11 protein-coding genes and 2 pseudogenes are annotated in these 13,069 nt (G+C 55.8%); 2 read left to right on the top strand and 11 right to left on the bottom strand.

What is annotated here, in order from left to right; all coding sequences use genetic code 11:
- Positions 1-101: 101 nt before the first annotated feature.
- From ACQ86N_RS42910 to ACQ86N_RS42960, 11 genes and pseudogenes are all read right to left on the bottom strand, one after another.
- A complete protein-coding gene (locus tag ACQ86N_RS42910) occupies positions 102-488 on the bottom strand; it encodes a hypothetical protein (RefSeq protein WP_431218042.1) in 387 nt (128 codons plus the stop codon).
- A gap of 81 nt (positions 489-569) precedes the next feature.
- Positions 570-851, bottom strand: a pseudogene (locus ACQ86N_RS42915) (tetratricopeptide repeat protein); the annotation flags it as partial.
- A gap of 290 nt (positions 852-1,141) precedes the next feature.
- Positions 1,142-1,543: pseudogene (locus ACQ86N_RS42920) on the bottom strand (VWA domain-containing protein); the annotation flags it as partial.
- Positions 1,544-1,853: 310 nt separating this feature from the next.
- Positions 1,854-2,696, bottom strand: a complete 843-nt coding sequence (locus ACQ86N_RS42925; protein WP_431212400.1) for a penicillin-binding transpeptidase domain-containing protein — start codon at positions 2,694-2,696, stop codon at positions 1,854-1,856.
- Positions 2,697-2,733: 37 nt separating this feature from the next.
- Complete coding sequence (gene treF / locus ACQ86N_RS42930; protein ID WP_431217829.1) at positions 2,734-4,275, bottom strand: alpha,alpha-trehalase TreF; 1,542 nt, start codon at positions 4,273-4,275, stop codon at positions 2,734-2,736.
- Positions 4,276-4,504: 229 nt separating this feature from the next.
- Positions 4,505-6,043 (bottom strand): phosphatase PAP2 family protein, encoded by a 1,539-nt coding sequence (locus ACQ86N_RS42935; protein ID WP_431212401.1) that lies wholly within the window; start codon positions 6,041-6,043, stop codon positions 4,505-4,507.
- Positions 6,044-6,115: 72 nt separating this feature from the next.
- Complete coding sequence (locus tag ACQ86N_RS42940) at positions 6,116-7,060, bottom strand: hypothetical protein (protein ID WP_431212402.1); 945 nt, start codon at positions 7,058-7,060, stop codon at positions 6,116-6,118.
- Positions 7,061-7,168: 108 nt separating this feature from the next.
- Complete coding sequence (locus ACQ86N_RS42945; protein ID WP_431212403.1) at positions 7,169-8,164, bottom strand: hypothetical protein; 996 nt, start codon at positions 8,162-8,164, stop codon at positions 7,169-7,171.
- A 4-nt stretch (positions 8,165-8,168) separates the two neighbouring features.
- On the bottom strand, positions 8,169-8,615 hold the full coding sequence (locus ACQ86N_RS42950) for a DoxX family membrane protein (RefSeq protein ID WP_431217830.1): 447 nt from the start codon (positions 8,613-8,615) through the stop codon (positions 8,169-8,171).
- A complete protein-coding gene (locus ACQ86N_RS42955) occupies positions 8,563-8,985 on the bottom strand; it encodes a hypothetical protein (RefSeq protein WP_431212404.1) in 423 nt (140 codons plus the stop codon). The genes ACQ86N_RS42950 and ACQ86N_RS42955 overlap by 53 nt, the downstream gene beginning before the upstream one ends.
- Positions 8,986-9,039: 54 nt before the next feature.
- Entirely contained in the window at positions 9,040-9,603 is a 564-nt protein-coding gene (locus ACQ86N_RS42960) for a hypothetical protein (protein ID WP_431212405.1), read from the bottom strand.
- 90 nt (positions 9,604-9,693) lie between these two features.
- Here ACQ86N_RS42960 and ACQ86N_RS42965 point away from each other — a divergent pair, with 90 nt between their 5' ends.
- Together ACQ86N_RS42965 and ACQ86N_RS42970 are read left to right on the top strand one after the other, a co-directional pair.
- Positions 9,694-10,989, top strand: coding sequence for a cobalamin-dependent protein (locus ACQ86N_RS42965; RefSeq protein WP_431212406.1), 1,296 nt, complete (start codon positions 9,694-9,696; stop codon positions 10,987-10,989).
- A complete protein-coding gene (locus tag ACQ86N_RS42970; protein ID WP_431212407.1) occupies positions 10,989-13,061 on the top strand; it encodes a methylmalonyl-CoA mutase family protein in 2,073 nt (690 codons plus the stop codon). Before ACQ86N_RS42965 ends, ACQ86N_RS42970 begins: the two co-directional genes overlap by 1 nt.
- The last annotated feature ends 8 nt before the right edge of the window (positions 13,062-13,069 follow it).

The raw sequence follows: 13,069 nt of genomic DNA on the forward strand, positions 1-13,069 counted from the left end.
AGGGGATAAAGGTACGATAAAGCGGCCAGCCAGGGAAGGGTTGCCGCCGAAACGCGGGGCCGGTGAACATCGTGATGGTGGGCCGGTGAACCGCGGGATTGTTACCAGTCCTTCTCGGGCTGATTCGGCGCCTTTATCTTGTTCTGATTGAGCTTGTTCTGCAGGTCGTTCTCCTTCTGCTGAAGCGCTTTCAGCAGCTGTTCCACCTGCTGCTTGTTCAGGCGGCTGGGCTGGGGCTTTGGTTCCTGCTGCTGTTGCTGGTCTTTCTTATCCTCTTTTTTATTCTTTTGCTCTTTCTTCTGCTGTTGCTGCTGCTGTTGCTGTTGTTGCTGCCGCTTCAGTTCCATCAGCGCCTTTTCCAGATTCTCTCTTGCGTCGGCGTCGGTTGCGTCCAGCTTGAGCGCGGACTTCCAGGCATCGATACCCTCCTGGAGCTTTTTTTGTTTGATCATCGCAACGCCCTTGTTGTACAGCCCCTTCTCCTGCATGGCCTTGTCGGTCGTGTGGGAGACGCTGGCGTCATAAGATTTGGCCGCGTCGTCAAAACTATTCTTCCTGAACTGTGCATTACCCAGATTGTAATTCGCGGCAGGGTTGTCCGGGGCCTTTTGTACCGCGGACTGATACTGCTGCAGCGACTGGTCCAGCTGTTTCTTTTTGTAGTATCTGTTTCCGCTGCGGACCTGGGGATTACCGTCCTGTGCATCTGCCTGGAGCGTAACGGCCAGACCTGCGACGACGAGCAGCAGCACCTGGACAGGGAATGCCGCGGGCCTCGTTCTTTTCGGCCGGTGGCGCTCGCCAAGGAAGAATTCCCCAGCAACAGCAGCAGCGCAGCCGCCATAAACCACTGGAAATAGCTCTTATAATCGATGAATTCGGCGTCGCTCATGGACTTCTTCTCGGCGCTCTCCAGCTGCTGCGTCATGGTGATCAGGGCGTCGTCGACGTTATCCAGCCGGAGATACTGGCCGTTGGTCGTGTTGGACAGCTGCTGCAGCTCGGCCTCATTCAGCCTGGACATCACCGTCTGCCCCTGGTCGTCCTTCTTCAGGTCGCCCGTCGCCGGGTCCACGATGGGCGAGCCCTCGGGCGAGCCGATACCGACGGTATTGATCATCACCCCGGCCTGCGCCAGCTGTTTCGCTACATCCTGCGCCTCCGGATCGTGGTCTTCCCCGTCCGAAACCAGCAGTATCGATTTATACTTTCGTTCCTTTGAATTAAAAGCGGTATTCGCCATCTTAAGCGCTTCTGCGATAACGGTGCCCTGCGTGGGAACGGCTTCGGGACCCGCCTGCTGGATATACATTTTCGCCGCGCCGTGGTCGGTCGTCAGCGGCATCTGCATATACGCGCGGCCCGCAAAAAGGATCAGGCCGATACGGTCGTTGTCCAGCCTGTCTGTCAGTCGCAGCAACAGCTGTTTGGCCTTTTCCAAACGGCTGGGTTTGATGTCCCTCGCCAGCATACTCTTGCTGACGTCCAGGACTAGCATGACGTCGACTCCCTTGCGCTTGACGTTCTCCATCGCGCCTGGCATCTGGAGATTCGAGGCGCCGAGCACAAGGAGAACGAATGCCACCAGTGCCAGTCCAACCTTGATCGTAAAACGAAGAGGAGAAAAATTGCCGGTCAGCTGACCCACCAGCACCGGATCGCCTATCCTGGCCCTTTGTCTTTTTTTCCAGGTCAGAAAGAGCCACAGCAGGAACAGGAGTAGGGGGAGGCCGGCCAGGCCGATGAGGAAATCAATATGTTCGATGCGGTATTTCACAGTTGGTGCAAGATAGCCATTCAAACCTGCAAAAAAAGCCAAATAACTGCCGCCGGTGGGTTGGCCCGGGGCAGCCCTACTTCTTCCCTTCAAAGAAACCCATCGGCCCAAGAATATTTTTTACAATATGTAAACCGATCGGACCTAAGTCTTTGTCGGAAGCTTCCGCTTCCATGTTGACCACAAAGAAGTACGGGTGTTTATTCTCCTCAACCCATCCAAGCACCCAGCCCAGGGCGTGTCCGTCCTCTTTTACGACCTGACCGGTCTTGTAGACCAGCCGGTAGTTCGAATTGGTTTCGGTTGGCATGATGCCGCGCACCAGTTGCTGGGGGCGGTTGAAGAAGGGCAGCTGATCGAAATAGAGCCGTTTGGTCAGTCCCAGCTGCTCGTCGGCGGTTACTTTGAGGTGGTTGTCGAGCCAGCAACTGTCGATCGGTCCGCTGATATCCTTGTTGCCGTAGCGAAGGCTGTCGATCCATTTTTTCAGCGTATCCTTTCCGATCCGCGCCGCAAGACCGACAAAATCGATATCGCCCAAACGCGCCGGATCCCGGAAGGCCGCTTTAAGGCTTCTCAATCCCTTCGCGCTGGTATCTCCTGCAATGCCCGGATAGGGAAGGGCAAAAAAAGATGTCCATACCAGTCCGGAGGTATCGTCCTTTATCACTCCGGTCTGCAGGGCCACCAGCGACTGTACGATATCAAAAGTTCTTCCCGGCGCATAGACGCTATCCTTATACCGCGGCAAATTATAGATCGTAAAATGCCCCTGGCCGTTGTCAAACAGCGCAAAGCTGCCTTTTACCCCGGCCGAATCAAAATACCGCTGAAGGCTGTTATCGACGGTTACGTTATTTGGCGAGCAGGCGGCAAAAAGAAGGGCCGCCGCAAAAAGGGCAACGAGGGTCCTGGACATTCTGTAAATTTTTGCAAAAATAGGGGACCGGGGTTAATCACCAGGCAGAACCTTTGACTTCTTCGATCACGGGGTAGTGTGTTACCCGCGGGACCTGGTCTATTCTTTCGGCAGATTGTACTGTCTGATCAGCCGGAGCAAGACCCCGTTGGTCCAGCCAAAGCCGTCCTGCGCCTGGGTATTCGCCGCCGCCGGCGTCCTGGTTGATATCGACGACGTTGTATTTCTCCATCAATTTGCCGGTTTCCTTATAGACCTTTTCATTGAGTTTCACCCAGCGCGCGGCAATATCCGCCGCCAGCTCTTTCTGCCCGCAGCGATCCAGCCCCCAGATGGTCATCCACTCCAGCGGCGCCCATCCATTGGGTGCGTCCCACTGTTCTCCCGTATTGAATTCCGAGGTGGAGATGCCTCCGGGCTTCAGCAGCTTGTCCCGGATGACGGCCGCGACCTGTCTGGCGAGGAGGCTCATATAGTCGGGGTGTTCGTTGATAAAACAAAAGGGATACATCCCACCCGGATTGATATGATTGCTTTGTTTCTGTGTCCTGAAATTATAGTCGGTATAGAAGCTGCGCATCTTGTTCCAGCAGTATTTGTCGATCAGTTCGCCCCTGCGTATGGCTTTGCGCCGGTAGTCGATATAGCTGCTGTCCTTGTTCATGAGCCTGGCCTTGGAAATGGCCCATTCGAGGTGATAGAGCAGCGCATTCAGATCGGGGGGAACCATATCGCTCGTACGGATGGTGATCAGGTTCTTTCCGTCCCCGAACCACCTGCTGGAAAAGTCGATCCCGCTCTCTGCCGCCGCCCTCAGCTGTTCATACATCTCAATTTTGTCCCTGCCGGACTTTTGCGCCGTCAGCACGTCTTCCCGCCAGCTCTCCTGCCGCGGTACGGTGGCGTCGTCCCAGTACCGGTTGAGGACCGCGCCGTCCTTCAGCCGCACTACCCTCCGGTAGGCTTGTCCCGGCTTGAGCTTGTCGCTGCCATCCATCCAGAACTGATATTCTTTCTCCATCGCAGGAAGGAATTCCTGGTAGATGCTATCGCCTTTGGCTTCCGCGAGCAGCGCCACCATCACGGAAAAGAAGGGCGGCTGACTCCTGCCCAGGTAATAGGTGCGGTTGCCATTCGGGATATGCCCGTAGTTCTCTATCAGGTAGGCGAAGTTCTTTACCATATTGTCGATCATTTCTATCTCTCCGCTCTCTTTGAGACCGAGCATGGTAAAATAGGAGTCCCAGTAGTAGACTTCGCGGAAGCGGCCGCCGGGAACGATATACGGATACGGGAGGGGCAGCAGCGAACTTCCCTCCACGGGCTTGTCGGGAGTACGTTTGAGTACCGCCCAGAGATTGCGGATATGGGTAACCACATCCTCGGAGGTATTGGTTTTGTAGTTGTCGGTGGGAGAGCCCGGAACTTCGAAGTTGTCCTGCACGAACTTCTTCAGGTCAAAGCCGGCCGCGGACTTCGCGGTCTCATAGTCCGCCAGTATCTCGGATGGTTTCCGCTTCGGTATACAATCGACAAATGTCTTTCCATCCTGGAAGACCCGGCCCATCTGGACGTCCACGAACAATTTTCCATAGATCTTGTCAGGGGGAGTTGTGACCGGGGGCTGTCCAAAAGAAAGGAGGGAGCTTACTACAAAGAGTAAAATTAATCCGGATCGGTTCATAATATGACAGGATATATATAAAAATAATGAAACCCCGCGAAGAGTCGCGGGGTTTTTGCTTGCTTTTGCTTATAACCAAGAAAAAAGTATCGTTACGGGCGGCGTCCGCCCGGACTTATGTCTTTTATTCGGCGCCGTCGGTCTTTGCCCTGTTGACGGCGGCATTACCTACGTTCTGTCCGACGGTCCGGCCCGCGTCGCAGTCGATCGCGTAGTGGATACCGGCATATACCCGCGAATTGGCCGCCTCCTGCGCCATGGCAGTATAGGCGCTGGCCCGATCGGGGATGATATGACCCAGGACGGTAGCCGCCGCAAAGCTGAACATGGAGTGTCCCGATACATAAGACGGAAAATTCGGGATGCCGGTTAACGTTTTTATCCGGGGATCCATCTGCGTTGGTCGTGGATTGAAATAATAGTATTTGATATCCCAGCAGGATATGGCGGCATCCATCTCCGCCATGTTCAGCAGCGCAAAATTCCGTGCCCACCTGACCTCGCTGAAGTTCCTGGTGACGAAGTCCTCGGCTGCAATGGCGTTCCAGTGCCCCGGAGGAGTATAGGTCCCGATCCCGTCCGCCCAGAACTGCACGATGCGCATCTGTTCGCGGCTGGGGTTCTTTATCGTATTGTAGGCATCCAGGGTCTGCTGTTTCAGCTGGTCGCTGCTGGTGGACGGAGGAGGTCCGGGACGCAGGGCGACGATCGCCGCCGAGTCGCACAGAAAGCCCTTTACCTTGCCGAACAACGGCAGCTGGGGCGGTCTGGCCGGCGCCTCAAGGCTGTACCAGGGCGTCTGACCCTTTGTCTGTGTGACTGTGACAAAATTATTCCAGTCCGTAGATGTCCCGATGGCCTTTCCGGCATTGTCGCCCCTTCCGCGGGCAATAAAGACCTCTGCGATCTGACGACCCAGGGTCTCACCCGCCAGGACGTCGCTGCGGGTCGATGTACCCGAAGCGATCAGGGCCAATTCCTGGTCCTGCAGCTTCTGCTGGATATTTGCGATCTCATCCGGGAAAAGCAGCTTCATCATTTCGGCGGTCACGCCGGCAAGAACGGCCCCTTCAGAGGGATAGGAAGGAAGGGTGCTCCTGCCAGCCATTGCTTTGATGGAGGAGTCCACTATATAGGGCGCGGGCCGGTTGTACTGGGTTTTGTAATGCCAGCACGCCACCAGCGCGTCGTACTGCGCCGCACTGACATAGGCGTACGCCCTCGCTGCATAAGGAGGGTTGGAGAAGGGGAACACCGGATAGGCGAAAGGATTGGCCGAGTTGGGAGCCGGATAGGTTCCGTCCGGATTCTGGTAGGGTGCGATGTTGTACTTCGCCATAAGCTCGCGCATCACCTCATTCCACCGCAAGACCCCGCCCGCGCTCCAGTATTTTATCTTACCCTGCATATCGCCGCTGAGGTTCTTCTGATAGCCCTTGATCTCGTTGAGGTCTGCCACGTATAAGGGAGAGGTCGTCGCCACAGGCGCAGCCACCGCAAAGCTATCGGGTCGGGAAAGCAGAACGAGCTTCCAGTTGCCGGCATTCAGGTCCTGGTTGGCGGGCTGCAGCGGAGGCAGATCGGCCGTGCGGTCGGAAACCTTTTTATCACAGGCGCTGGCCATTACCATAACACCAAGCGCCAGTATCAGTATGTGTCGCATAATTATTTCATTTTTTTGGAATATGTGCCGGTGATCCGCTTCACCAAAAACCAGCAGATCTCCGGCAAACCGCTAATGATTGTCTTTCGGACGAGTCCCCTTTGGGAGCTTCGAAAAGTCAAGCGTATAGAACAGGGCAATGTCAAAGGCCTTCGACTGGCCGACGTTGCGGCCGGCCACGGTATAGTTGCCACCGCCGGTAACGAGCAGTCCTTTCGGGGATTTGAACTCGTATTTGAAATGCGCTCCGACCATGGTGGCGTTCATCTTGTTGCTCGGGAAGGGCATGTCGTTCTTCCGGATATCGAAACCTCCCGCCGTGGTCATATTCGACGCGACGGCCTCGAATACCATGTTGTTGCTGCGGTAGCCGGTCCTGAAATTAAAGGACCAGAGATTGGGCATGTCCACTCTGTTGGTGGCATGCAGCGAGGTCGTATAGTAGGCACTGCGGTCGATGGTGATATCGCTGCGCAGGGTATAAGTGCCCGATCCCGTTGCAAAGAAATGCCCCAGTTGGTAGTCCAGTATGATCCGGCCGGAAGCGGTCCTGCTGCGCAGCCCGATCGACAGCGGAAGATAGTCGGCGATATAATTGGTCAGCGGCACCGAGCCGCCTGCCACCGCATAGACAGAAACCGCGCCCTTTCCGATATTCTGTTGTACCGGCAGCCATTTTACCCAGCCGGAAAGGTCCTGGACGCCGTGCTGACCGTGCAGAGTACCCGCGGAGGCGTTGGTCCATACATAGGGCAGATTGCCAACGATATTCAGCTTCTTGGTAATGCCATAGATCCCCATCACTCCAAGCATCTGCGTAGTGACGGTCCCAAGGTTCTGGTTGTCCCGTTTGAACGTGCCTTCCCAGTAGTGGTCCCAGCTGCTATGGCTGTACATGGGACCGATGCAGATCTGCTTTTTATTCATCATGATCCCGTCCTCGTCGGTCTGGGCCCTGAGCGCCATGGGCAGCAGCAGGATCAGTGAGGCGGCAAATGCTTTTAATATATTGGTCATAAAGGATTTTTTTGGGTTTAGAACCGAATATTCATACCGATGTTGACTACATAGTCTGCGAATGCGGCGTCGCCATGCGCCGTAACGCCCGTCAGCCGAGTAGTGATCTTATCCGGAACGCTTCTGCGTGCGGTTGCGCACCAGCGCCACCGGAACAAAAGCATACAGGGAAACTTTATTCAGCACATAGGTCACGCCGGGCTCGGCGGAGATGATATAGCCCGGCCTTCTGAAGCCGTTGCTGCCGCCGACAAGATCGTTGACCGGCAGGCACTCGTCGCGTACACCGGCGGAGAAGGCCCACCGACCGGCCATTACGTTGACGCCAAGACGGGCCATCATCTGGTCGGGAACGCTCATGACGTCGCTGCCATTTTTGACGGCAGAGGCCGAAGCCGTTCCGCCACGAGCTGTAGAGGTCCCGTTGACCTCGCGCGGATTGGCCATATAGTAGAAATTGCCATAGAAGCCTACGGCGCGGGAGATGTTGTAGAAGGCATTCAGCTCGAAGGTAATGCCCGTACCGCCGTCACCCAGCTGGACGGACTGGTCCACGGGGCCCAGTCTTTTCGTGCTGTCTGTCACATGAAAATAGTCGGAGTAGTTATAGCTTCCCGTAGGCAGCTTGAGCCCGAGCCCCACCTGCACGTTCGCTTTGGGCATCTTCACCGGGTCGACGACCCAGGCATAGGCCGCCAGCCGGATATCGCCGATGCCAAAGGAATGGGTGGTAAAGCGGCCAAGGTTGGCGTGCTCGTACAGGGATGACCGCGAGTTGGCCAGGATCGGAACGTCGATCATGAGGGACCAGCGGGGATTCAGCAGACGGTAGAGCGCCATGTCGAGGGTATACTGATGATTGATGACCTCGGTACCCAGCGTCTGCCGCTGTTTTTGTTCGTCGGTTCCTACAAAGTGACGGAAACTGCGGAAATAGCGGTTGTTGGTGCTGAGCTGCCATTTGCTGATGGTGTCGATGTGTTCCTCTCCGCCGGCAGCGCAAAAGCCGCCGGTACTGCGGATGGCTACGCAGCCCTGCGCATTCGAAGTGTGATAAGTTGTAAGGCCGATAAGCAGAAGCAATGCAAGAATAATCTTTTTCATTTTGTTAGTTAGTTTTGATTGATGTCCTATTTAGCCGGGGCAACTTTATGTTAACCCCTGATCCGATCCCAAAGAATAAGGCCAGCAGACAGCCGTAGCTGCCACCCCGCTCGATCCATTCGAACAGCTCGTAGTGCGGGTAGAACAACTCGGTGCCCATTTTCCAAAAAAGCAGTACAAATAGCAGTGGCCATACCGGCCTCACCAGAACCGCCACTGCAGCCAGAATTTCAAAAAGACCCACGAAAAAAGCAGTCTTTGCGGGTTCGGGAAAGCCGAGACCCGAGTACTGCTGGAGCAGGGCCTTCTTTTCGATAAGGTTCAGCCAGCCGTGACCAAGCAACAGTAAAAAGACGGCGATACGAAGACAAAGAACAGCGTTTGCCCTGGCGCGTTCATCAGACTGCGCCGGGACACCGAGCCGGGCCCAGAGACTCCCCTTCCCCCTCAGATATTAAAAGAAGAGCCAGCGGCGCACCGTAATTCCCGGCCCGCTCGATCATCTCGGCAAAAGGCTCGCCGGAAAGAGGCCGCATGGTCGCGGTCACGAATCCCCAGATGACGAGCCACAACGGTACGATCCGCAAAGGATAGAATAAAAGGATAAGGCCCATGGTAATGTCCATGGCGCCGACCACCGGCATGAGTCGATAGGCCATGTCATGGCCGATGCCGACGACGGCGAAATAGTTGCACCAGACAGGTTTGGTGACGATCCCGAAGATCCCGTGGCCGATAAAACACATGGCCGACGCGATTCGCAGTGTGATATACATTCTGGACGCAGGCTCAGTTAGCCAGTTCCGGATGGAATTGTTCATGTAAAAGAGATGGATTACGCGAAAACACAGACCCTTTCCGGGTCATCAGCTGTCTTACAGGGAAGACAGATCAGGAGGCATTTCGGCAGTTGGAGAATAGCTGGAAGGAAGCTGCGAGGCAATCATCACGGCCGTTTTTGGGGCCGGTGCCGCTGCCGGATGCGGCAGCTCTACAGACATCGAGGTCGCGCAGTAGTCCTGCGAAACGCTCTTGTACTGAGTCGGGTGTGGCGCTTTTTTCTGACCATTGCGGGACAGGTCGTTGACCAGCTGGAAATAGCCGTCCCTGGCGTCCTTCAGGCGCATGGCCATCTGGTTGGGGATGCAGCGGTATTCGATGGAGTCCTGCAGGATGCGGCGTTCTACGTATTTATATTGTACACCTCCAACGTCTATCTGTCCGTCGACCCGCTGAAAATCGGTAGTACTATTATAATAGGAGAGAGAGGTTACGGCGACTTTGATGGAGACGAGCTGGTTTTCGTCGTAGTCTTTTCGGTCGATACTGGCCTCCAGCCTGCGGTCCGCGCGGTCTTGCCAGTAATTGGTAATCAACTGGTAACCATACCAGTTGAAGAACAGGATGCCCATTAGCAGTATAGTGGCAAGTCGTTTCAAGTGGGTACAAATTAGTGATTTTTTGGATACTCAGGGATTTTTTTCGACTCGCCCAAACTAACAATTGTTAGTTTTTGAGTAATTTAGCCTATGAGTTACACCCCACAACACAAGGTAAGACTGGTCACCGCTGCTGCACTATTTGACGGACACGACGCGGCTATCAATATCATGCGCCGGATCCTGCAGTCGAAGGGAGCCGAGATCATCCACCTTGGCCACAACCGGTCGGTGGCCGAGATCGTAGAATGCGCTATTGAAGAGGACGTACAGGGCATCGCAATCACGTCCTATCAGGGCGGTCACCTGGAGTTCTTCAAATACATGAAGGACCTGCTCGATGAGAATGGGTGCGGGCATATCAAATTATTCGGCGGCGGCGGCGGCACTATCCTGCCCCGCGAGATTGAAGAGCTCCACCGGTACGGGATCACCCGGATCTATTCCCCGGATGACGGGCGGAAGATGGGGCTGGAAGGCATGATCGAAGACGTTATCCGGCAGTGCGACTTCCCGCTGAACGGCAATCCGGCCAATTTCAAGGGAGAACTCAGGCTTGACGAGTGGAAAGATGTAAGGAAGATTGCCAGAGCCATTTCAAATGCGGAGAATGGGGCCGCGGTTAACGGGAAGGCGGTGGGTGAAGCGGCCACGGGGACTCCGGACGGCGGAGCGGCCGCGGAAAAAGCCATCCCTGTCGTCGGAGTTACCGGCACGGGCGGGGCCGGCAAATCCTCGGTAACGGACGAGCTCGTCCGTCGTTATCTCAACAGTTTCCCGGACAAGACCCTTGCCGTCATATCGGTCGACCCTTCGAAAAAACGCACGGGCGGCGCGCTGCTCGGCGACCGGATCCGCATGAACGCTATCTCCAGTCCCCGCGCCTATATGCGGAGCCTCGCGACCCGCGAAAGCGACAGGGCGCTGAGCGCCCATGTGCAGGAAGCCATCGACATCTGCAAGGCAGCGGGATACGACCTCGTTATCCTCGAGTCGGCCGGTGTGGGGCAAAGCGATGCTTCTATCCTCGACCACGCGGACGTGAGCGTATATGTCATGACCCCGGAATACGGTGCGGCGTCACAGCTGGAAAAGATAAATATGCTGGACTATGCCGACCTTGTGGTCCTCAATAAATTCGACAAGGCTGGCGCGCTCGACGCCCTCCACGATATCCGCAAGCAATACAAACGGAACCATGCTCTCTGGACGGCCAAAGACGGCGATCTCCCGGTCGTCGGCACTATCGCCGCCCAGTTCAACGACGCCGGCGTCAACGAGCTGTTTGAAAAACTGGTCATTGCCATAGAAAAAAGACGGGCATCCGGTATGGCGACCTGCCCCTGCACGCCCATACAAATGATACTACCACGCGCTCACAGATAATGCCGCCGGCAAGGGTACGCTATTTGTCGGAGATCACCGCGGCCGTGCGGGACTACAACCGGAATACGGATGAACAGTCGGCTATCGCCACAAAGCTCTATCAGCTGGACGGTGTGCTCGGCGACCTGCCCGCCGATTCGAACGCAAGACCCGCGCTGGAACGACAGCAAAAGCAGCTGGAGCAACGGCTTCTCCCGCTGTGCAAAAAGCTCATCGATGAATGGCCGGCCACCAAAGAACTTTATCAGCAGGAATCCTTCGGCTACGACGTCCGGGGAAAAGAGATCCGTCAGCCGCTGTTCAGCCAGTCCCTTTCCGGCACCAATATTCCGCGCATCAGCGTACCCAGGTATAAGGACTGGGGTGACGTGCTCCGCTGGCGGCTCCAGGAGAACTTCCCCGGAAAATATCCCTATACCGCAGGCGTCTTCCCCCTGAAAAGGGCGGAGGAAGACCCCACCCGCATGTTCGCCGGTGAAGGCGGCCCTGAACGTACGAACAAAAGGTTCCACTATGTTTCGTCGGGTCAGCCGGCCAAGCGGCTGAGTACAGCTTTTGATTCGGTGACGCTGTATGGCGAAGATCCGGACAACCGCCCGGATATTTATGGGAAGATCGGCAATGCCGGGGTGAGCATCGCCACGGTAGACGACGCCAAAAAACTATACAGCGGGTTTGACCTCTGCGACCCGCGAACCTCGGTAAGTATGACGATCAACGGCCCGGCTTCTATTGTGCTTGCTTTCTTTATGAATGCGGCCATCGACCAGCAGTGCGAGAAATGGATGACGGCCAATGGGAAGGCGGCGCCGGGCGGTGGAACCAGGCCCGAGTACAATAATCCTTCTTTTCCTGGCGTACTCCCGGACGGTAACGACGGACTGGGACTCGCGCTGCTGGGATTGAGCGGCGACCAGGTATTGACCAGCGATGTCTATGAAAAAATAAAGGCCGACACTCTCTCCCAGGTAAGGGGGACGGTACAGGCTGATATATTAAAGGAGGACCAGGCCCAGAACACGTGCATCTTCAGCACCGAATTCGCGCTTCGTTTGATGGGCGACGTTCAGGAATACTTTATTAAGAACCAGGTACGAAATTTTTACAGCGTATCCATCAGCGGGTATCATATCGCGGAAGCCGGCGCGAACCCCATCACCCAGCTGGCCTTCACCCTGTCCAATGGGTTCACCTACGTGGAGTACTACCTGAGCCGGGGCATGGCGATCGACGATTTCGCGCCCAATCTCTCTTTCTTCTTCAGCAATGGCATGGATCCCGAATACAGCGTCATCGGCCGGGTCGCCCGCCGCATCTGGGCCAAGACGATCAGGCATGTCTATAAAGGAAACAGCCGGTCGCAAAAGCTGAAGTACCATATACAGACCAGCGGCCGCAGCCTCCACGCGCAGGAGATAGACTTCAACGATATCCGCACCACTCTGCAGGCGCTGTACGCGATCTATGACAACTGCAACAGCCTGCACACAAACGCCTACGACGAGGCGATAACGACGCCGACGGAAGAAAGCGTCCGCCGCGCCATGGCCATCCGGCTGATCATCAACCGCGAACTGGGCAGTGTAAGAACGGAGAATTTTGTCCAGGGAAGCTTTGCCCTGGAAGAGCTCACCGACCTGGTGGAAGAGGCCGTGCTCACGGAGTTCGACCGGCTGACCGAACGCGGCGGTGTGCTGGGCGCTATGGAGAGAATGTACCAGCGCAACAAGATACAGGAAGAAAGTCTCTACTATGAAAGCCTCAAACACAGCGGCGAGCTGCCGATAGTGGGCGTCAATACTTTCCTCGATAAGAAAGGGTCTCCCACGGTGCTGCCCGGCGAGGTGATACGGTCTACCACGGAAGAAAAGGACCAGCAGATCGCCAACCTGCGAGCCTTCCGGAAACGCAATTCCGGCGAGAGGGCTCAGCGTCTTGCCAGCCTGAAGGAAGTCGCTATCAGCAATGGCAATCTGTTCGAAGAACTGATGCAGACGGTAAAATACTGCACCCTTGGGGAAATAACCAATGCTTTATACGAAGTTGGCGGTCAGTACCGGCGCAACATGTAAATTTGTAT

The sequence above is a fragment of the Puia sp. P3 genome, from assembly GCF_050632245.1.
Taxonomy (GTDB): Bacteria; Bacteroidota; Bacteroidia; order Chitinophagales; family Chitinophagaceae; genus Puia.

Coding starts and splice junctions, on each gene's coding strand:
- ACQ86N_RS42925 (WP_431212400.1), bottom strand. CDS start 2,696: ATGTCCAGGACCCTCGTTGCCCTTTTTGCGGCGGCCCTTCTTTTTGCC.
- ACQ86N_RS42970 (WP_431212407.1), top strand. CDS start 10,989: ATGCCGCCGGCAAGGGTACGCTATTTGTCGGAGATCACCGCGGCCGTG.
- ACQ86N_RS42935 (WP_431212401.1), bottom strand. CDS start 6,043: ATGCGACACATACTGATACTGGCGCTTGGTGTTATGGTAATGGCCAGC.
- ACQ86N_RS42965 (WP_431212406.1), top strand. CDS start 9,694: ATGAGTTACACCCCACAACACAAGGTAAGACTGGTCACCGCTGCTGCA.
- ACQ86N_RS42910 (WP_431218042.1), bottom strand. CDS start 488: ATGCAGGAGAAGGGGCTGTACAACAAGGGCGTTGCGATGATCAAACAA.
- ACQ86N_RS42940 (WP_431212402.1), bottom strand. CDS start 7,060: ATGACCAATATATTAAAAGCATTTGCCGCCTCACTGATCCTGCTGCTG.
- ACQ86N_RS42945 (WP_431212403.1), bottom strand. CDS start 8,164: ATGAAAAAGATTATTCTTGCATTGCTTCTGCTTATCGGCCTTACAACT.
- ACQ86N_RS42955 (WP_431212404.1), bottom strand. CDS start 8,985: ATGAACAATTCCATCCGGAACTGGCTAACTGAGCCTGCGTCCAGAATG.